The organism is Bradyrhizobium sp. F1.4.3 (genome assembly GCF_040548375.1).
Lineage (GTDB): Bacteria > Pseudomonadota > Alphaproteobacteria > Rhizobiales > Xanthobacteraceae > Bradyrhizobium.
Map to the genome: position 1 here is coordinate 1 of NZ_JBEPRN010000003.1, position 21019 is coordinate 21019.

Here is a 21019-nt window from a genome sequence, read left to right on the forward strand (position 1 = left end):
TTCGCCCACTGCTCGTCCGTCAAAACGAATCGGTGCATCCAAAGCTCCTTTCGGAGCTTGAATCACGGATGTTCCAATCTGTGAATCCTGAATCTCAACAGACCCTAGGCCGGGACGACGATTGCGTTTGTGGTTTGTCTCTAAGCCACCCCTTACGTCGGCGAGACCGCGCCCTTCAGCGCCGCTGCCTGCAGGGTCGCACGACGCGTCAGCCGGGCCTTTTCCGTGTTCGGCCAAAGCAAGAGCAGACCAATGACACCGGAGCCAACCATCACCACCGCATTGATGGTGAAGCCGGTCATGTAGCCATCGACCATGTTGCCGGCGCGCTGGATCACGGTGCCCATCACGTTCGGCGCGATGATGCCCGAGAGCGTGTAGAGAGCGCCGTAGATCGCGAGGACCGCGCCGCGCTGCGAGGCCGGCGTGAACTCGCCGAGCATCGGCGGACAGACGACATAGATCGCGCCGCAGAGGCCGGAGCCGACGACGAGCAACGCGATCTGGAGACCCGCGCCCTGGACATGTGGCATCGTCGACAGGATCAAGCCGCCGATGATCAGCGGGACCGAGCCGAGCACGCCGCGGGAGATCCGGGTGGTATAGCCGCGGGCCATCATCACCTGCGAGATCCAGCCGGTGAGGATGACGATGGTGGCGCCGAACACCCAGGGCAGGATCGAGACGAAGCCGGCCTGGCTCTGCGAGAATCCGAGACCCTTGACGATGAAGGGCGTGAACCAGGTGAGGCCGAGTGACAGCGCCCAATAGGCGCCGAAGGTCGCGATCACGCAGCCGAGGAACGTCCGTGAGGTCAGTAGCTGCACATAAGGGATCTTCGGCTCAGTAGAGGCGAGGGCCTGCGTGTCCTCCAGCGGGCCTTCCTTGCCGAACGTGAGCCAGGCACAGACCCAGATCAGGCCGGCGATGCCGAGCGCGCCAAAAGCGTAGTGCCAGGAGTGATTGACGATGACCCAGTTCAGCGCCGGCACGGCCAGGATGACGCCGAAGGCCGAGCCCTGCGACAGGATCGCGGTCGGCAGCGTGCGCTTCTCGTCGGGGAACCATTTGTAGATCGCATGCGCGGCGACCGAGAAGGCCGGGCCTTCGCCCGCGCCCAACACGACGCGACAGATCAGGAGCGTCGTGAAGGAGACGGAGCCGACCATCGGAAACTGCGCCAGCGCCCAGATCACCGCCAGCGTCAGCAACACCCAGCGCGTCGGCACCTTGTTGACGATGAAGCCGACCACGATGGCCGAAATCGAAAACAGGAAGAAGAACGAGGACCCGAGCAGGCCGAATTGCTCGGCATCGAGCTTGAGGTCGGTCATGATCGGAACGCCGGCGAGACCGACGACGATCTTGTCGGCGAAGTTCACCACCATGAAGAGAAAGAGGAGAAAAGTGACCGTCCAGGCACCCTTCGGTGTTCCGGTCGTCTTACCCGTCGCGGACGGCGTTCCCTGAGCGCTCATAATTCTCCCCGTATGTCTTTTTGGCACTTTTATGATTTGGCCGTTGTTGAAGCTAACAACGGCTTTGACGGCAACGCAACCCCGGCATTTCCACGGCAAGTCCACAGCAAGTGTGCTACGCAGCATTCACGTTAATTCCGTCCGGCGCCATTCATCGTGCTGAGCATCAAAAATCTCTCAAAGACCTTCTCCTCGGCCGGTGAGCCCGTGCATGTCCTGCGCGGTGTCGATCTCGACCTCAAGGCCGGTGAGCGCGTCGCGCTGACCGGCGAATCCGGCAGCGGCAAGAGTACGCTGCTGCACCTGATCGCAGGGCTGGATGCCGCCGACGGCGGCACGATCCGGCTCGAGGACACCGAGGTTACCAAGCTGTCGGATGCAGGCCGCGCCGCGCTGCGGCGCGACCGGGTCGGCCTGGTTTTTCAGCAGTATAATCTGATCCCGAGCCTGTCGGTCGCGGACAATCTCGCTTTCCAGGCACGAATCGCCGGCCGGCATGATGCAGCGTGGACCAAGGAGCTGGTCGAGCGGCTGGGGCTCGACAGCCTGCTGAAGCGCTATCCCGAGCAATTGTCCGGCGGCCAGCAGCAACGCGTCGCAATCGGCCGGGCGCTGGCGACAAAGCCGTTGCTGCTGCTCGCGGACGAGCCGACCGGCAATCTCGACGAAGCCACCGCCGACGACGTGCTGGCGCTGACGCGCGACCTCGTCGCGCGCACCGGCTGCGGCTTCCTGATGGTGACGCACAGCCTGCATCTGGCCGGCACGCTCGACCGCCACGTCATCCTGCATGCGGGACGGATCGCATGAGGCGCGCGCTGTGGGTCCTCGCGGTGCTGCTCAGCCACTGGCGGCGCCACAAGATGCAGTTCGCGACGCTGCTGATCGGGCTGATCTCCGCAACCGCGCTGTGGAGCGGCGTGCAGGCCATCAACCAGCAGGCCCGCACCGCCTATGACCGCGCGGCGGCGACGTTCGGCGGCGTGCGCACTGCGATGCTGGTCGGGCCCAATGCGGCGACCTTTCCGCAGGATCTGTTCGTAAAACTCAGGCGCGCGGGCTGGCCGGTCTCGCCGGTGCTGGAAGGCCGCGTCCAGATTAACGGACGCTCGGTGCGGCTGCTCGGGATCGAGCCGGTGACGCTGCCGGCCGATGTCGGCAATGCGCCGCACCTCGGTGCCGCTGATCTGAGCAGTTTTGTTGCCTCGCCCGGCCAGACGCTGGTGGCGCGGGAGACGCTCACGGACTTGCAGGAACAGGAGGGCGCATCACTGTCGATCAGCAGTGGCGCAAAGCTGCCGCCGCTGCGCGTGCAGCCGCAGCTCGTGCCTGAGGTGCTGGTGGTCGACATCGGCGTGGCGCAACGGCTTTTGAACAAGCCGGACCAGGTGTCGCGACTTCTGATCGGCAAGGCGAAGGGCAGGCCCGCGCCGCTCGCAAGCATCATTGGCGATCAGTTGCAACGGATCGAGCCGAACGCGGAGACCGAGCTGGAACGCCTCACCGACAGTTTCCATCTCAACCTCACCGCCTTCGGCCTGCTGTCGTTCTTCGTCGGCCTCTTCATCGTCAATTCCGCCGTCGGCCTCGCCTTCGAGCAGCGGCTGCCGATGCTGCGCACGTTGCGGGCCTGCGGCGCCTCGGCGCGGCTGGTCAACACGGTGCTGGTGGTCGAGCTGGTGGCGCTGGCGCTGGTCGCCGGCCTGATCGGGCTCGTCTGCGGCTATTTCATTGCGGCCGCGCTGTTGCCCGACGTCGCGGCCTCGCTGCGCGGACTCTATGGCGCGCAGATCCCGGGGCAGCTGACTCTGAGGCCTGAATGGTGGCTCGCCGGCATCGGCATCAGCGTCGCCGGCGCGATCGTGGCGGCGGCGACCAGCCTGATCAAGGCGATCCGAATGCCGGTGCTGGCCACCGCGCAACCGCAGGCGTGGCAGCAGAGGCAGCGCCGCTGGCTGATCCTGCAAAGCGGTGCGGCCTGCGCCATGTTCGCGGTGGCGCTGCTGCTGCTCCGCTATGGAGAATCGCTGGTCGCCGGCTTTGGCGTACTGGCGGCGCTGATGTTCGGCGCAGCGCTGATCCTGCCCGCCTTCCTCGAAATCCTCCTGCTCGTGGGCCAGCGCACCGCGCGGAGACCGCTTGCGCTGTGGTTCTGGGCTGACAGCCGGCAGCAGCTCTCCGGACTGTCGCTGGCGCTGATGGCGCTGCTGCTCGCGCTCGCCGTCAATGTCGGCGTTTCCACCATGGTGGAGACGTTCAGCCGCACTTTTGTCGGCTGGCTCAACGGCCGGCTTGCGGCCGATGTCTACATCAGCGCCTCCGACAACGCGCAAGGCGTTGCGATTCGAAACTGGCTGAAGGATCGCAGCGAAGTGCAAGCGATCCTGTCGGGCGGCCGTGCCGAAACGCAGGTTCAGAGTCAGCCGGTGGAGTTGCTCGGCCTGCCCGATCACGCGCTCTATCGCGAGCGCTGGCCGCTGCTGGAAACCGCGCCGCGCGCCTGGACCCAGCTCGTGCCCGGCAATGCCGCCTTCATCAGCGAGCAATTGAGCCGCCGGCTGAATATCCGCGTCGGCGATGTCATTGAAGTGCCGGCGCCGGGCGGGACCTGGGAGCTCGACATCGTCGGCATCTATGCCGACTACGGCAATCCCAAGGGACAGCTCGCGGTGAATGTCGCGGCGCTGATCCGGCAGTTTCCGCAAACGCCGCAGACGCGGATCGGCCTCATTGTCCCACGAGACAAGATTCCGGGCTTGATCGCGGCTTTGCAGAAGCAGTTTTCGTTCGACGACCGCAGCGTCGCCGACCAGGCGACGGTGAAGGCGGAATCGATCCGCATCTTCAACCGGACCTTTGCGGTGACGTCCGCGTTGAATGCCTTCACGCTCGGGGTGGCCGGGATCGCGCTCCTCACCAGCCTGCTGACGCTGGCGAATTCCCGCTTGCCACAGCTCGCTCCACTCTGGGCGATCGGCATCACCCGGCCGCGCCTCGCCGCGATCGAACTGACCAAGACGCTGTCGGTTGCGCTGTTCACGTCGCTGCTGGCCGTTCCGCTCGGGCTGTTGGTGGCGTGGTGCCTGATCGCGATCGTGAACGTGAAGGCGTTCGGCTGGCGGCTGCCGTTCCATGTGTTTCCGCTGCAACTGGTCGAGCTGGTCGCGGTCGCGCTGTTCGCCTCTCTGCTTGCTGCGTTCCTGCCGGTGACGCGGCTGGCGCGGATGCAGCCGGCGAACCTCGTCAAGGTGTTTGCCAATGAGCGCTGACGGGATCTCGCGGCGTATGTTGACCGGCGGCATCGCCGCGCTCGTTCTCTTGCGCCGCGCAAGCGCGCAGGGCTATGCCGGACTCGGCGAGAAAGCCGACGGCTTTGCGCAGGTGACGCCGGGGAAAGCGTTCAGCTTTCCCAGCGATCACGGTCCGCATCCGGAGTTCCGCATCGAGTGGTGGTATCTCACGGCGAACCTCGTCGATAGCAGCGGCGCGGCTTGCGGCCTGCAATGGACGCTGTTTCGCCAGGCGGCGCAGCCCGGCCCGCAAGGCGAGGGCTGGGCCAATCAGCAAATCTGGATGGCACACGCCGCGGTGACGCGCGCCGATACGCATCGTTTCAACGAGCTGTTTTCACGCGGCGGCGTCGGCCAGGCCGACGTCGAGGCAAAGCCGTTTGCCGCCTGGATCGACGATTGGGAGATGAAAGGAACTGAGCGCATCGACGATCGCACCTTGTCGCCGGTCACGCTGAAAGCATCCGGCATCGACTTCAGCTACGCGCTGACACTGGAAGCCGATCGTCCGGTCGTGTTGCAGGGCGACGGCGGCTTCAGCCGCAAGTCGGAGCGCGGGCAGGCGTCCTACTACTACAGTCAGCCGTTTTTTCGCGCACGCGGCACGCTTACGATCGACGACAAGCCGGTCGATGTCTCGGGCCAGGCCTGGATGGACCGCGAATGGAGCAGCCAGCCGCTCGACGCCGACCAGACCGGCTGGGACTGGTTGTCACTGCATCTTTCGTCGGGCGACAAGCTGATGCTGTATCGGCTGCGGCAGAAGGACGGCCGCGACTATCCTTTCGGCAACTGGATCAGTGCCGCCGGCAGCACGCAAATGATCGCGGGCACCGCCATCCAGATGACGCCGAAGGCGACGACAGATGTGGCCGGACACAAGCTGCCGGTGGAATGGCAGATCGCAATCCCGTCACGTTCATTCTCGATTCTCTGCAAGCCGCTCAATCCAAAGGCCTGGATGGGGACTGGCTTCTCCTATTGGGAGGGGCCGATCAGCTTCGCCGGCACGCATGACGGTGTTGGCTATCTCGAGCTGACCGGCTATTGAACCGCGACCGCCTCAAAGGGATTAGCGATGTATCACCTCACCGCCCTCGTCACGCTGCTGGCGATCCTGTTTTACTTCTTTACCTGCATCAACGTCGCGCGGTCGCGCGCCAAAACAGGCGTCAAGGTGCCGGCGATGTCGGGGCACCCGGATTTCGAGCGCGCGTTCCGCATCCAGATGAACACGCTGGAATGGATGCCGATCTTCCTGCCGTCGCTCTGGCTGTTCGCGGTCTATATCAGTGACGCGATCGCGGCAGCAATCGGCGCGGTCTGGATCATCGGCCGCATCGTCTACTTCATCGGCTATTCGAAGGAAGCCGCGAAGCGCAGCCCGGGCTTCGCGATCCAGGGCATCGCCAGCATCGCGCTGTGGGCCGGCGCACTGGGGGCGGTGGTGTTGCGGCTGGTGTGAGGGAGGCGGGCATCACACGCTCTCGTGTCCCGGGCGCGGTGCAGCGCGTAACGCTGCGCCGCTGAACCGGGACCCATCTGGCCTCGAACCGTGGTGTGGCGTGGGTCCCGGCTCTGCGGCGCACCGCCAAGAGGCGCTGCACCGCGTCCGGGACACGAGAGGCTCTACTTCGTCAGCGGGCAGCCGCTTTCCTTGGCGGTGAAGAACGCCTTGTCGCCGGGGACCACTGCGAGCTGCTTGTAATAGTCCCACGGCTTCTTCGACTCCGAGGGCTTCTTGACCTCGAACAGATACATGTCGTGGACCATACGGCCGTTCTCCAGCACCTTGCCCTTGGCGAAGGCGTCGTCGACCGGCAGCTCCTTCAGCTTCTTGGCGACCGCTTCGCTATCCTTGGTGCCGGCGGCCTTCACCGCCTTCAGATAGCTCAGCGTCGCCGAATAGGTGCCGGCATGGATCATGCTCGGCATCCGCCCGGTGCGCTTGAAGAAGCGTTCGGAGAAGGCGCGGGTCTGGTCGTCATGATCCCAATAGAAGCCTTCGGTGAGAACGAGGCCCTGGGCCGCCTGCAAGCCGAGCCCGTTGACTTCGGTGATCGTCATCAAGAGGCCGGCGAGCTTCTGGCCGCCGGAGACGACGCCGAATTCAGCCGCCTGCTTGATCGAGTTGGTGGTGTCGAGGCCGGCATTGGCGAGGCCGACGATCTTTGCCTTCGAACTCTGCGCCTGGAGCAGGAAGGAGGAGAAGTCCGAGGAGTTGAGCGGCACGCGGACCGAGCCGACCACCTTGCCGCCATTGGCGGTGACGATCTCGCTGGTGTCCTTCTCCAGCGCATAGCCGAAAGCGTAGTCCGCGGTGAGGAAGAACCAGGTGTCGCCGCCGGCTTTCGTCAGTGCACCGCCGGTGCCGACGCCGAGCGCGCGGGTGTCGTAGGCCCAGTGGAAGCCGTAGGGCTGGCAGGCATCGCCTGTGAGGCGCGAGGTCGCAGCACCCACAACGATGTCGACCTTCTTCTTTTCCTTCGAGAGCTCGTGGATCGCGAGCGCGACCGAGGAGGTAGTCAGCTCCGTGATCATGTCGACGTGCTCGACGTCATACCAGCGCCGTGCAATCGACGTCGCGAGATCGGGCTTGTTCTGGTGATCGGCGGTGACCATCTCGATCTTCTGGCCGAGCACTTCGCCGCCAAAATCCTCGATCGCCATCTTGGCCGCTTCGACCGAATACTTACCGCCGTAATCGGCATAGACGCCGGACTGATCGTTGAGGATGCCGATCTTGACGCCTTGCGCGGAGGCCGGCGCGGCCAGCAACAGCGCGAACGTTGCGACAGCGGCCAAAAGTGCTGATTTCATCTATTAACTCCCAGCAGTTTTCTGTTTTGAAATCGCGCGGATAGTAGTGAAGAACCCCGCCCCTGCCCATCCATTTCGACGTAGGCCGAAAGTATGGGCGGATGCCACAAAAGATGTCGTCCCGGCGAAGGCCGGGACGACATCGGGTTTGTTGATGCGCTCGTGGCCATACTGACTACCGTCAGCCCACGACCTCTGGCTTCGGCTTCCCGTCGTTCCGCCCCTCAGCCAGGTTCCGCACCACCACATAGAAGATCGGCGTGAACAGAAGCCCGAACAGGGTGACGCCGATCATGCCGAAGAAGACGGCGACGCCGACGGCCTGCCGCATCTCCGAGCCCGAGCCGGTCGAGATCACCAGCGGCAGCACGCCGAGGATGAAGGCAAACGACGTCATCAGGATCGGCCGCAGGCGCAGGCGGCAGGCGTCGATCACCGCCTCCAGCCGCGGCTTGCCTTCCTTCTCGATGTCGCGCGCGAACTCGACGATCAGGATCGCGTTCTTCGCCGCCAACCCCACCAGCACGACGAAGCCGATCTGGGTGAGGACGTTGACGTCCTGGCCCATGATGCGCACGCCGATGGTGGCGGCCAGCAGGCACATCGGCACGATCAGGATCACCGCGAACGGCAAGGTCCAGCTGCCATATTGCGCGGCGAGCACGAGATAGACGAACAGCACGCAGATCGGGAACACGTAGAGGCCGGCATTGCCGCCGGTGACCTGCTGATAGGACAGGTCGGTCCATTCGAAGGTGAAGCCACTCGGCAAGGTGTCGTCCGCAAGCTTCTTGATGGTGTTGAGCGCGGTGGTCGAGCTCGTGCCCGGCGCCGGCTCGCCCTGCAATTCGGACGCCGCATAGAGATTGTAGCGCGCGACGCGGTCGGGACCCGAAACGTCCTTGAACTCGACCACGCTGCCGAGCATCACCATGTCGCCGGAGGCGTTGCGCGTGCGCAGCCGCGCGAGGTCGCTGGGCTCTTTCCGGAACGGAAAGTCGGCCTGCGCGGTGACGTGATAGGTGCGGCCGAACAGGTTGAAGTCGTTGACATAGGTCGATCCGAAATAGGTCTGGATCGTGTCGTTGATGTTGACGATGGGAACGCCGAGCTTCTGCGCCTTGGTGCGGTCGATGTCGACGAAGAGCTGTGGCGTGTTGGCCGAAAACGGCGAAAACACCGACGTGAGCGTCGGCGCCTTGCGCGCAGCCGCGACGAGTTCGTCGGTCGCGGCTGCAAGCAGTTCCGGTCCGCGTCCCTGCCGATCCTGGATGCGGATGGTGAAGCCGCCGCCCGTACCGATGCCGGGTACGGCCGGTGGCGGAATGACGATGATGAACGCGCCCTGGATCGCCAGCAGCCGTTTGCGCAGCTCGGCGGTGATGGCGTTTGCGGTAAGCCCCTTCTTGATCCGGGCCTCAGGCTCGTCGAACACCGGGAACAGTGCCGCCGCATTGCCGGCCTGGGTGCGCGTGGCGCCCGAGAAGCCGGCGAAGGCAGCAACGCGGACGATGCCTGGCGTATCCAGCGAGATCCGCTCGATCTCGCGGACCACTTCGGTGGTCCGCGCCAGCGATGCAGCGCCCGGCAATTGGACGGAGATGATGACGTAGCCGCGATCCTGCGCCGGGATGAAGCCCTGCGACGTGGTCCCGATCAGCCAGCCGGCGCTGCCGATCAGCACGACATAGATCAGGATCATCACCACCGAATGCCGGATCACGAAATTGGCGAGGCCGGCATAGCCATGCGAGAGCCGGTCGAACACGCGGTTGAAGACGCCGGTAAACGCGTTCCAACCACGTGCTAGGAGATTCCAGGCGGCCGGCGGCCGCTTCTCCTCATGCGGCACCAGGATCTGCGAGGCCAGCGCCGGCGACAGGGTCAGCGAGCAGAAGCAGGAGATCGCGGTCGCGACCGCGATCGTGACGGCGAATTGCTGGAAAAATTGCCCGGAAATTCCCCCTAAGAACGCTGTCGGGACGAACACCGCGCACAGCACCAGCGCAATCGACACCAGCGCGCCGCCGACCTCCTCCATTGTCTTCAATGCGGCGTCGCGCCGACTCAAGCCGTGCTCGAGATGCCTCTCGACATTCTCGACCACCACGATGGCGTCGTCGACCACGATGCCGACCGCAAGCACCAGGCCGAACAGCGTGAGGTTGTTGATGGAGAAACCAAGCGCCGCCATCACCGCGAAGGTGCCGACCAACGAGACGGGAATCGCGATGATCGGAATGATCGCGGGTCGCCATCCTTGCAGGAACACCAGCACCACGACGACCACGAGCAGCATGGCCTCGTAGATGGTCTTGATCAGCTCGTGGACGGATTGCGCGATGAACTCGGTCGGGTTGTAGCCGATATTGTAGTCGAGGCCTTTCGGAAAGCTCTCCTTGAGCTTCACCATGGTGTCGGAGATGCTCTTGGCCGTCGCGAGTGCGTTCGATCCCGGCCGCTGCGTCACCAGCATCGCGACCGCCGATTTGCGCAACAGGAAGCTGTTGGTGCTGTAGGCCAGCGCGCCGAGCTCGATGCGGGCGACATCGCGCAGGCGCACCGTGCGGCCGTCCGAGCCAGCCTTGATCAGAATGTCCTCGAACTGCTTCTGGTCTTTCAGGCGTCCGGTGAAGGTGAGGTTCGGCTGGAAGGCGCGATCCGCGATCGGCGGCTCGGCGATCTGGCCGCCTGCGATCTGCACGTTCTGCGCCCGGATCGCAGCCAGCACTTCGGTCGAGGTCAGGCCGAGATTGGCGATCCGGTCTGGATCGAGCCAGAGCCGCATCGAATAGTCTCGTGCGCCAAAAATCTGGATGTCGCCGACGCCGTCGATGCGCAGCAGCTGGTCGCGGACCTGGAGCAGCGCGTAGTTGGAGATGTAGAGCTGGTCGAAGGTGTCGTCGGGCGACAGCATGAACACGACCATCAGGATGTCGGGCGAGTTCTTGCGGGTGACGACGCCGTTGCGCTGCACTTCATCCGGCAGTTGCGGCTGCGCGATCGCGACGCGGTTCTGCACCAGCACCTGGGCCTTGTCGAGATCGGTGCCGAGCTTGAAGGTGACGGTGATGGTGAGCTGGCCGTTCGAGGTCGCCTGGCTGTAGAGATACAGCATGTCCTCGACGCCGTTGATCTGTTGCTCGATGGGAGCGGCGACCGTGTCCGACACGGTCTGCGCCGAGGCGCCCGGATATTGCGTGGTGACAACGACTGTCGGCGGCACCACTTGCGGATATTCCGAGACCGGCAGCGTGGTGTAGGCGAGCGCGCCGACGATCAGGAGCACGATCGACAGCACCATCGCCAAAATGGGCTGGTTGATGGAAAGGCGGCCAAGATTCATGACTTGTCACCAGGCTTGCCACCGGCCGGCGCTTGCGCGGGAGACGGGGTAACCTTGGCGCCGACGCGAGCGCGCTGGATGCCGTTGACGATGACGCGGTCCTCCGCCTTCAACCCTTCGCGGATCACGCGCAGGCCGTCATCGAGCGGCCCGAGCACCACGGGACGTGCTTCCACGGTGTCGTCCGGCTTCACCACGAACACGATCTTGCGCGACTGGTCGGTCGCGACCGCCACGTCCGGAATCAACAGCGCCTCATAGGGCGCGCTGCCGATCAGCCGGACGCGGCCGAATTGGCCGGGCAGGATCGAGAGATCGGTGTTCTTGACCACGGCGCGGCTGCGCAACGTGCCGGTCGAGACATCGAGGCGGTTGTCGAGGAAGTTGATGGCGCCGTCATGCGAGGGCTTCGTCTCGCCGGCCAGCGTCACCTGCACCGGGTTCGCGGTGTCGCGCGAGCTCGGGCGCTTACCCTCGAACCAGAGCTTGCTGTATTTGATGAACGTCGTCTCATCCATGTCGAAATAGACGTAGATCGGATCGAGCGTCTCCACCGAGGTCAGCAGCGTCGAGGTGCCGGTGTCGCTGCCCTGAACGAGGTTGCCGGGGCTGACGAGATGCCGGCTGACGCGGCCGGTGATCGGCGCGGCCACATGGGTGAACTCGATATTGAGCCTGGCGGCTTTGAGCGAACCTTCGGCCTGCGTCTCCGCGGCATGCGCCGCCTGCAAGGCCTGGCGGCGTTGGTCGACGACCTGCTCCGAGACCGCGCTGGTCTGGACCAGGTTCAGGCCGCGGTCGAGCTCGCGCTTGGCAAGCTCGACCTTGGCGCGGGCGTCGGAAAGCTGGCCGTCCGCCTGCTCCGCCACCGCTTCGAACGGGCGCGGGTCGATGACGTATAGCAGATCGCCTGCGTGCACGATCGCGCCATCCTGGAACTCGACGGAGTTGACGAAGCCGCCGACGCGCGGCCGCACCTGCACCTCCTCGACCGCCTCGAAGCGACCGGTGAACTCATCCCAATCGGTCACCGTGCGCTTGACCGGCTGGGCCACCGTCACCGGTGGCGGCGGCGGCGCGGCCGCCTGTGAGGTTGGCTGTCCGCAGCCGGTGAGCGCGAACGCCGCGGCCAGAAGGCCGGCAATTGCGTAAGCCCGGGACTGAACGAAATCGTGCGTTCTGCCGAATTGCTCGCTTCCGTCCGGTCCACTCATCCCAGGTCCTCGCATAAAAGCCGCAGAAACAGCAGGGTACGCGCTTACCCGCGGGGGACACAAGATGGGTTTCAATGATGAACTCTTCAAGACGACGGCGCGCGCAACACCCGGAAGAATGCCCTGGCCGGATGGCGGGTTGACAGGAGGATAGAACGGCGCTGCGCGCCTCGCTTCGCCTCTCCCGCTTGCGGGGAGAGGCCGACGCGCGAAGCGCGGCGGGTGAGGGGGAGCTTCCGCGAGTTCATCTCTCACCATCCTCGCGGATAGAGCCCCTCACCCCGACCCTCCCAGCGCGAGCGGAGCTCGTCGCGGCCCCGTAAGAACGGGGAGAGGGAGAAGAGAGAGCGCACCCCCAGCGTCTTCGCACATGACGGATGCCGGCCGCTCGGCTAGATTACCCCGACAAAAACAAGACGGATTGTCCCGGGAGGACAGGCGTGCATCAGGGACGTGTCGTTTACGGCGCGATCGAGGAGGTTGTATTCGGCCATCCTGCGGCCGAGGCCATTGTTGCGCAGATGGACCGGCTGGGGACACGCCGAGCCTTCCTGATGGTCTCCGGCACGCTGAACCGAGAGACCGACGAAATCGCAAAGGTCAAAGATGCTCTGGGCGCGCGCTGCGCCGGCTTGTTCGACGCCATGCCGGCGCACACACCGCGCGAGGCCGTGATCGCTGCAACCAATGCGGCGCGCGAGGCTGGTGCTGACCTGATCGTCACGGTCGGCGGCGGCTCGATCACCGACGGGGCCAAGGCGGTGCAGCTCTGCCTCGCCAACGGCATCGACGATATCGACGGCATCGAGCGCATCCGCGTGCACAAGGGCGTCGCGCCTGACATGATCGCGCCGACCGTGCGCCAGATCAGCGTACCGACCACGATCGCCGGCGGCGAGTTCAGCTCGATCGCGGGCGTGACCAACCGCCGCACTCACGTCAAGGAGATGCTGCGCCATCCGCTCACGGTGCCACGCGCGACCATTCTCGATCCCGCCATCACCGTGCACACGCCGGAATGGCTGTTTCTCTCGACCGGCATCCGCGCCGTCGACCATTGCGTCGAGGCGATCTGCTCGCGCGAGACCCACCCCTATGCCGACGCGCAGTCGGTGAAGGGCCTCGCCATGCTCGCCGACTCGCTGCCGCGGGTGAAGGCCGACCAGGCCGATCTCGACGCACGGATGGATGCGCAGATCGGCACCTGGCTGTCGATGGGCGCGCTCGCGGCCGGCGTGCCGATGGGCGCGAGCCACGGCATCGGCTACGTGCTGGGCGCGGCCTTCGACGTACCGCACGGCTACACCTCCTGCATCATGCTGCCGGCGGTGATGCGCTGGAATGCGCGCGACAATGCCGAGCGCCAGATGATCGTCGCCGCCGCGATGGGTTTTCCCGGCCACAACGCCGCCGACGTGCTCGATGCCTTCATCCGCTCGCTCGGCATGCCGCGAAGCCTCGCCGACGTGCGCGTCTCGCCGGAACATTTCGACGCCATCGCCGAACAGGCCATGCGCACGCCCTGGGTGCCGCGCAACCCGCGCAAGATCGACGGCCCCGCGCAGGTGCGCGAAATCCTGCTTCTCGCCGCATAACCTTAAGCCGGAGGACTGATGTACCCAGGTCAGCATGCCCGTCTACGCCCGCTGCAGCCCGCTTTCATCATGGCTGCGACAGGCGAGACCGTCACTTATCGCGAGCTCGATGCGCGTAGCAACCGGCTGGCGCACCTGTTCCGCAAGCATGGCCTGAAGCGGCTCGACCATTATTCGATCTTCATGGAGAACAATTCCCGCTACCTCGAAGCCTGCGGCGCCGGCGAGCGATCCGGGCTCTACTACACTTGCATCAACTCCTTCCTCACCGCGGGTGAGCTCGCCTATCTCCTTGTCAACAGCCAGTCCAAGATCCTGATCACGTCGGTGGCCAAGCTCGACATCGCCCGCGAGGCAATCCAGGCCTGTCCCGACGTCAAGCTCTGCATCATCGCCGACGGCCCCGGCGAGAGTGATCGCATCGTCGGCCTTGCCGAGGTGACGGCCGATCTGCCGAAGACACCGATCGCGGATGAGTGGCTCGGCACCTCCATGCTCTATTCGTCGGGCACGACAGGTCGTCCCAAGGGCATTATTCGGCCGCTCCCGGAGGAGCCGCCGAAGCACAATCTGCCGCTGTTCGATTTCCTCACCAAGCTTTGGCACTACCGCGAGGGCATGGTCTATCTGTCGCCGGCGCCGCTCTATCACTCCGCGCCGCAAGCCGCGGTCAACCTGACGATCCGCATCGGCGGCACCGTGATCATCATGGAGACGTTCGATCCCGAGCGTTATCTCCAGCTCGTCGAGCGGTGGGGCATCACCCACAGCCAGCTCGTGCCGACGATGTTTTCGCGGATGCTCAAGCTGCCGGAGGAAGTACGCCATCGCTGCGATCTGTCCTCGCTCGAGATCGCGATCCACGCCGCGGCGCCCTGCCCCGCGCTGGTCAAGGACGACATCATCAAATGGTGGGGGCCGATCATCCATGAATATTACGGCGCGACCGAAGGCCTCGGCTTCACCGCCTGCAACAGCGAGGAATGGCTTAGCCACCGCGGCACCGTCGGCAAGGTGCTGCTCGGCGACCTCCATATTCTCGACGAGAACATGAAGCCGTGCCCGACCGGCACGCCGGGACAGGTCTGGTTCAAGACGGGATCGCCATTCGAATATTTCAACGATCCGGAGAAGACCAAGGAGGCGCGCTCCGCCGACGGCAGCATGAGCACGGTCGGTGACGTCGGCTATGTCGACGAAGACCGCTTCCTCTATCTCACCGACCGCGCCACCTTCATGATCATCTCCGGCGGCGTGAACATCTATCCGCAGGAATGCGAGAATTTGCTGATCACCCATCCAAAGGTTGCCGACGCCGCCGTGTTCGGCGTGCCGAATCCCGACCTCGGCGAAGAGGTGAAGGCCGTGGTGCAGCCGATGCCCGGCGTGGTGCCGGGCGAGGCGCTCGCCGAAGAGCTGATCGCCTTCTGCGGCCGGTCGCTGTCGCGGCAGAAAGTGCCGCGCTCGGTCGATTTCGAGAAGGAGTTGCCAAGGCTGCCGACGGGGAAGCTGTACAAGCGGCTGCTAAGGGACCGGTATTGGGGCAACAAGACGTCGCGGATTGTGTGAGGGCTTCAGCAATCTCGCGCCACACACGGGCTAGCTGTTGAGGCACCTCTCACATTGTGAGAGAAAACCCCTGCGGCGTTCCGTCATCCGAATTGTCGAGAAGGCCGCCGGCCTTGCCGGTTGCCTCGCTGCGCGCGCGTCGCTATCGTCCTGACAAACAGGCCGCAAAAGGCCCAAAAGACTAATGTCCAGGGAGGACGAGGATGCGGAGCGTACGGGCGCTCGCCGCGATGGCGGCGCTATCTTTGCTGGCGTTTTCGACCACATTCGCCGGCGAGCCCAAGCAGGGTGGAATCCTGCGGATGTACCACCGCGACAGTCCCGGCAATGCCTCGATCCACGAGGGCGCGACTTACTCGCTCAACGTTCCCTTCATGCCCGTGTTCAACAACCTCGTCATCTACAAGCAGGACGTGGCGCAGAACAGCATGGACACCATCGTCCCCGAGCTCGCCGAGAGCTGGGCCTGGGTCAACGACAACAAGACGCTGACCTTCAAGCTGCGCCAGGGCGTGAAGTGGCATGACGGCAAGCCGTTCACCTCGGCTGACGTCAAATGCACCTTCGACATGCTGATGGGCAAGTCGCAGCAAAAGTTCCGGCAGAACCCGCGCAAGAGCTGGTACGAGCAGGTCAACGATATCTCGACCAACGGCGACTTCGAGGTCTCCTTCAACCTGAAACGGCCGCAGCCTTCGCTGCTGGCGCTGCTCGCCTCGGGCTATACGCCGGTCTATCCCTGCCACGTCTCGCCCGGCGACATGCGCACGCATCCGATCGGCACCGGGCCGTTCAAGTTCGTGGAGTTCAAGGCCAATGAATCGATCAAGCTGACGCGAAACCCGGACTATTGGCGCAAGGGCCGGCCCCATCTCGACGGCATCGAGTTCACCATCATCCCGAACCGCTCGACCGCGATCCTCGCCTTCGTCGCCGGCAAGTTCGACATGACCTTTCCGACCGAGGTGAGCATTCCGCTGCTGAAGGACTTGAAATCGCAGGCGCCGAACGCGGTCTGCGTGGTCGAGCCCAACAATGTCTCGACCAACATCATCGTCAATTCGAGCGCGCCGCCGTTCGACAATATCGATATCCGGCGCGCCATGGCGCTGGCGCTCGACCGCAAGGCCTTCGTCGACATCCTGTTCGAGGGCCAGGCCGACATCGGCGGCACCATGGAACCGGCCCCGGCCGGGCTGTGGGCGATGCCCAAGAAGATGCTGGAGAGCATTCCAGGCTACGGCCCAGACATCAACGCCAATCGCGAGGAAGCGAAGAAGCTGATGCAGAAGGCCGGCTACGGGCCGGACAAGCACCTCGCCGTCAAGGTCTCGACCCGCAACATCCCGGTCTACCGCGATCCCGCGGTGATCCTGATCGACCAGCTCAAGAGCATCTATATCGACGGCGAGCTCGACGTGGTCGAGACCGCAAACTGGTTCCCGAAGATCGCGCGCAAGGACTATATGCTTGGCCTCAACCTGACCGGCAATGCCGTCGACGATCCCGATCAGTCCTTCTACGAGAACTATTCCTGCGGCTCCGAGCGCAACTACACCAATTATTGCAACAAGGAGATCGAAAAGCTGTTCGACGTGCAGTCGCAGGAGACCGATATCGCCAAGCGCAAGAAGCTGGTGTGGGACATCGACAAGAAGTTGCAGGAGGACGTCGCCCGCCCGATCATCTTTCATGCGCGGACCGGCACCTGCTGGCAGCCCTACGTCAAGGGCGTGACGGTGATGTCGAACAGCTCCTACAATGGCTATCGCTACGAAGACGTCTGGATGGACAAGTAGCGCGGCGGACGGCCCAGAGAGTTCGGCGGGAGGGCGTGAATGTTTGCCTATCTGGTACGGCGCCTGTTCCTGATGCTCGTGACCCTGTTCGGGATCTCGATCGTCATCTTCTGCCTGCTGCGCATCGTGCCCGGCAACATCGTCGACATCCTGTTTGCCGCGGCGGGGTATGTCGATCCTGCCGACAAGGCCAATCTGGAGAAGGAGCTCGGCCTCGACCAGCCGCTGGTGGTGCAGTATCTGCACTGGATCGGCGGCTTTTTGCGCGGCGATTTCGGCTACTCGTATGTATCGGAGAAGCCGGCGCTTCAGGAGATCCTGCCGCGGATCCCGATCACTGCACGGCTTGCGGGCCTGGCGCTGTTGTTCTCGGCCTCTATCGGCATTCCGCTCGGCGTCATCAGCGCGGTGAAACAGGGCACCCGGCTGGATTATGCGCTGCGCGTGGTGAGCCTTTCCGGCCTGTCGCTGCCGTCATTCTGGCTGGGGCTGCTGGTCCTCACCGCATCGGTGGCGTTGTTCGGCCAGATGCCGCTGTTCAATCCGAACCCGCAGAGTTTTGGCGAGGCCCTTGCGACTTATTGCATTCCGGCGATGGTGGTCGGGTTCCGCAGTTCGGCGCTGACCATGCGCATCACGCGCTCCTCGATGCTGGAGGTGCTGCGGCAGGACTATATCCGCACTGCGCGCGCCAAGGGCGCGTCGGACGCCGCGGTGAATTATCAGCACGCGCTGAAGAACGCGATCCTGCCCGTGATCACCGTGATCGGCATCGAGGCTGCGTTCCTGATCGGCGGCCTGATCGTCACCGAAACCGTGTTCAATATCCCCGGCGTGGCGCGCTTCCTGGTCGAGGCGATCCGCTGGCGCGACTATCCGATCGTGCAGAACCTCGTGATGCTGATTGCGGTCGTGGTGGTGAGCGCGAATTTCATCGTCGACATGCTCTACGCCGTGTTCGATCCGCGCATCCGGTATACGGACTAGGAGAGCTGTTTGGCCACGATCGACTATGACGTTGAACTGAGGCGCGCCGGAGCGTACGCGACCGGCGGCTGGCGGCGCGTGTTGTTCCTGGCGCAACGGCATGTGTTGGGCGCGGCCGGGCTCGTCATCATGACGATGTTCGTGCTCACAGCCATCTTCGCCGACTTCATCGCGCGCTACGATCCGCTGACGATCGATTCCGCGCGCGCGCTGGCGCGCCCGAGCCTGGCGCACTGGATGGGGACGGACTCCTTCGGCCGCGACGTGTTCAGCCGTATCATCCATGGCGCGCGCATCTCGCTCGCGGTCGGGATCGGCTCAACCGCGCTCGGCGGCTCGATCGGCGTGATCGTTGGCCTCACTTCCGGCTATCTCTCCGGCTGGGTCGACCTGGTGTTCCAGCGCATCTCAGATGTCCTCCAGGCGCTGCCGCTGCTGGTGCTGGCACTGGTGATGACGGCCGCGCTCGGCCCGTCGCTGCCGAACGTGATCATCGCGATCGCGATTCCGCTGATCCCGACGGTGGCCCGCGTCACCCGCGCCAACACGCTGGCGCTGCGCGAGCAACCGTTCGTCGAAGCCGCCAAGTCGATCGGCATGAGCGAGGTGCGCATTGCGCTCCGCCACGTGCTGCCGAACACGCTAGCGCCGCTGATCGTGCTGGCGACCGCCCAGCTCGGCTCGACCATCCTCACCGAAGCTTCACTGTCCTTCCTCGGCCTCGGCATTCCCGAGCCCTACCCGTCCTGGGGCCGCATGCTCTCGGAATCGGCCGCCGAATATGTCCGCACCGCGCCGTGGCTCGTGATCTTCCCCGGCATTGCGATCAGCCTCGCCGTGTTCGGCGCGAACCTGTTCGGCGATGCCTTGCGCGATATTCTCGATCCGAGGCAGCGCGGCTGATGACGGAAAACTCCGATCTCGTGCTCGAGGTGAAGAACCTGAAGACGGTGTTCTTCACCAATTCGGGTCTGTTCAAGGCCGTCGATGATATCTCGTTTACCGTGAAGCGCGGCGAGACGCTGGCGATCGTCGGCGAGTCCGGCTGCGGCAAGAGCGTCACTGCCCTGTCCCTGATGCGGCTGGTGCCCGATCCGCCCGGCCGCATCGTCGGCGGTTCGATCACGCTCGAAGGTACTGATCTGCTGGCGCTGGATGAGGCGAAGATGCGCGCGATCCGGGGTGATCGCATCTCCATGATCTTCCAGGAGCCGATGACCTCGCTCAATCCCGTCATGCGGATCGGCGACCAGATCGCCGAGGCGGTGCGGCTGCACCGGGCAATGTCGGCCAGAGAGGCGCGTGACATTGCGGTCGAGATGCTGCGGCTGGTGCGGATTCCCGAACCGGCGCGGCGCGCGCGGGAATATCCGCATCAGCTTTCCGGCGGCATGCGCCAGCGCGCCATGATCGCGATGGCGCTGGCCTGCCGGCCGGCGCTCTTGATCGCGGACGAACCGACCACCGCGCTTGACGTCACCATCCAGGCGCAGATCCTGGCCCTGATCCTCGACCTCCAGAAGGAGCTCGGCACCGGCCTCGTGCTGATCACGCATGATCTCGGCGTCGTCGCGCAGACCGCACAGCGCGTGATCGTGATGTATGCGGGCAGGAAGGTCGAGGAAGCCAGCGTCGAGGCGCTGTTCGCCGCGCCAAAACATCCCTATACGCGCGGTCTGATGGCCTCGATCCCGGCGGTGCCGGCATTGGGTGTCGCGGCGCAGGCGCGGCTGAACGAAATTCCCGGCACCGTGCCGTCGCTGGTGCGGCTACCGAAAGGCTGCGCCTTCGCGCCGCGCTGCAAGCTCGCGATCAAGCGTTGCGAGGTCGAATATCCGCCGCTCGCCGATTGGGGCGGCGGCCATCTTGCCGCCTGCTGGCGCGCGGCCGAAGTGGCGGAGGTGGCATGACCGAAGCGCTGCTCGAAGTCAGTGATCTCACAAAGCACTATCCGGTGCGCGCCGGCGTTTTGCGCCGGCAGGTCGGCACCGTGCACGCAGTCGACGGCGTCTCGTTCTCGGTTGGTGTCGGGGAAACGCTGGGCCTGGTCGGCGAATCCGGTTGCGGCAAATCGACAGTGGCGCGCAGCGTGCTGCGGCTGGTCGAGCCGACCTCGGGCCAGATCCGGCTCGAGGGCGAGGACATCACTCATCTCTCCAAGGCTGCGCTGCGGCCACACCGCCGCTCGATGCAGATCGTGTTCCAGGACCCGTTCGCCTCGCTCAATCCGCGCATGACCGCGGGCGACATCGTCGGCGAGCCGCTGGCCGTGCATGGCCTTGCGACCGGCAAGGCGCTGGAGGCGCGTACCGCAAAACTGTTCGAGCAGGTGGGCCTGCGGCCCGACCAGATGCGCAATTTTCCGCATCAATTCTCAGGCGGCCAGCGGCAGCGCATCTGCATCGCCCGCGCGCTGGCGCTGGGGCCGCGCCTGATCGTGTGCGACGAGCCGGTCTCGGCGCTCGACGTCTCGATCCAGGCGCAGGTGATCAACCTCCTGATCGACCTGCAACGGCAGCACGGCTTCTCGTATCTCTTCATCGCCCACGACCTCGCCGTGGTCGCCCATATCAGCCACCGCGTCGCGGTGATGTATCTCGGGCGCATCGTCGAGATCGCCGACAAGGACGAGCTTTTCAGGAACCCGCGCCATCCATACACGCAGGCGCTGCTGGCTTCAGTGCCGGTTGCGAATCCGCTTGCGAGGAAGCTTGCGCCGCTGGTCGACGGCGATGTGCCGAGCCCGGTCAATCCACCGCCAGGATGTGCGTTTCACACGCGCTGCCGGTTTGCGATGGAGCGGTGCAAGACCGAGCGGCCGGTGCTGGTTGAGGCAGGCGACGGACACCAGGTGGCGTGTTTGTTGAATGAGGGGACAGGACGAAGCGGATAGTTCCGCTGTCGTCCCGGCCTTCGTCGGG

Annotated in this window: 15 protein-coding genes; 11 read left to right on the top strand and 4 right to left on the bottom strand. The window is 64.7% G+C overall.

Annotated features, from left to right (window positions below; genetic code table 11):
* Nucleotides 1-152 precede the first annotated feature (152 nt).
* Nucleotides 153-1478, bottom strand: coding sequence for an MFS transporter (locus ABIB73_RS12090; protein WP_354224302.1), 1326 nt, complete (start codon nt 1476-1478; stop codon nt 153-155).
* Nucleotides 1479-1634: 156 nt separating this feature from the next.
* Here ABIB73_RS12090 and ABIB73_RS12095 point away from each other — a divergent pair, with 156 nt between their 5' ends.
* From ABIB73_RS12095 to ABIB73_RS12110, 4 genes are read left to right on the top strand one after another with little or no spacing between them, the layout of a single operon-like run.
* Complete coding sequence (locus ABIB73_RS12095; protein WP_354224304.1) at nt 1635-2288, top strand: ABC transporter ATP-binding protein; 654 nt, start codon at nt 1635-1637, stop codon at nt 2286-2288.
* Nucleotides 2285-4747 (top strand): FtsX-like permease family protein, encoded by a 2463-nt coding sequence (locus ABIB73_RS12100; protein ID WP_354224306.1) that lies wholly within the window; start codon nt 2285-2287, stop codon nt 4745-4747. Before ABIB73_RS12095 ends, ABIB73_RS12100 begins: the two co-directional genes overlap by 4 nt.
* The gene (locus tag ABIB73_RS12105) at nt 4737-5819 is read left to right on the top strand and encodes a lipocalin-like domain-containing protein (RefSeq protein ID WP_354224308.1); all 1083 of its coding nucleotides are present in this window, start codon (nt 4737-4739) and stop codon (nt 5817-5819) included. Before ABIB73_RS12100 ends, ABIB73_RS12105 begins: the two co-directional genes overlap by 11 nt.
* Nucleotides 5820-5846: 27 nt before the next feature.
* Nucleotides 5847-6233 (top strand): MAPEG family protein, encoded by a 387-nt coding sequence (locus tag ABIB73_RS12110; RefSeq protein WP_354224310.1) that lies wholly within the window; start codon nt 5847-5849, stop codon nt 6231-6233.
* Nucleotides 6234-6397: 164 nt separating this feature from the next.
* Here the strand turns inward: ABIB73_RS12110 and ABIB73_RS12115 are convergent, their stop codons facing one another.
* The 3 genes from ABIB73_RS12115 to ABIB73_RS12125 all read right to left on the bottom strand — a co-directional run bounded on the left by ABIB73_RS12115 (nt 6398) and on the right by ABIB73_RS12125 (nt 12148).
* Nucleotides 6398-7588: an ABC transporter substrate-binding protein gene (locus ABIB73_RS12115; RefSeq protein WP_354224312.1), complete on the bottom strand. Its 1191-nt coding sequence runs from the start codon at nt 7586-7588 to the stop codon at nt 6398-6400.
* A gap of 181 nt (nt 7589-7769) precedes the next feature.
* Nucleotides 7770-10934, bottom strand: coding sequence for an efflux RND transporter permease subunit (locus ABIB73_RS12120; protein WP_354224314.1), 3165 nt, complete (start codon nt 10932-10934; stop codon nt 7770-7772).
* Nucleotides 10931-12148, bottom strand: a complete 1218-nt coding sequence (locus tag ABIB73_RS12125; protein WP_354224316.1) for an efflux RND transporter periplasmic adaptor subunit — start codon at nt 12146-12148, stop codon at nt 10931-10933. The genes ABIB73_RS12120 and ABIB73_RS12125 overlap by 4 nt, the downstream gene beginning before the upstream one ends.
* A gap of 440 nt (nt 12149-12588) precedes the next feature.
* Here ABIB73_RS12125 and ABIB73_RS12130 point away from each other — a divergent pair, with 440 nt between their 5' ends.
* From ABIB73_RS12130 to ABIB73_RS12160, 7 genes are all read left to right on the top strand, one after another.
* Complete coding sequence (locus tag ABIB73_RS12130) at nt 12589-13743, top strand: iron-containing alcohol dehydrogenase (protein ID WP_354224318.1); 1155 nt, start codon at nt 12589-12591, stop codon at nt 13741-13743.
* Between the two features lie 18 nt (nt 13744-13761).
* Nucleotides 13762-15312, top strand: a complete 1551-nt coding sequence (locus ABIB73_RS12135) for an AMP-binding protein (protein ID WP_354224320.1) — start codon at nt 13762-13764, stop codon at nt 15310-15312.
* Between the two features lie 203 nt (nt 15313-15515).
* Nucleotides 15516-17111 (top strand): ABC transporter substrate-binding protein, encoded by a 1596-nt coding sequence (locus ABIB73_RS12140; RefSeq protein WP_354224322.1) that lies wholly within the window; start codon nt 15516-15518, stop codon nt 17109-17111.
* Between the two features lie 39 nt (nt 17112-17150).
* Nucleotides 17151-18098 (top strand): ABC transporter permease, encoded by a 948-nt coding sequence (locus tag ABIB73_RS12145; RefSeq protein WP_354224324.1) that lies wholly within the window; start codon nt 17151-17153, stop codon nt 18096-18098.
* A gap of 9 nt (nt 18099-18107) precedes the next feature.
* Nucleotides 18108-19001, top strand: coding sequence for an ABC transporter permease (locus tag ABIB73_RS12150; protein ID WP_354224326.1), 894 nt, complete (start codon nt 18108-18110; stop codon nt 18999-19001).
* On the top strand, nt 19001-20008 hold the full coding sequence (locus ABIB73_RS12155; protein ID WP_354224328.1) for an ABC transporter ATP-binding protein: 1008 nt from the start codon (nt 19001-19003) through the stop codon (nt 20006-20008). Before ABIB73_RS12150 ends, ABIB73_RS12155 begins: the two co-directional genes overlap by 1 nt.
* The gene (locus ABIB73_RS12160; protein WP_354224330.1) at nt 20005-20991 is read left to right on the top strand and encodes an ABC transporter ATP-binding protein; all 987 of its coding nucleotides are present in this window, start codon (nt 20005-20007) and stop codon (nt 20989-20991) included. The genes ABIB73_RS12155 and ABIB73_RS12160 overlap by 4 nt, the downstream gene beginning before the upstream one ends.
* Nucleotides 20992-21019: the final 28 nt, after the last annotated feature.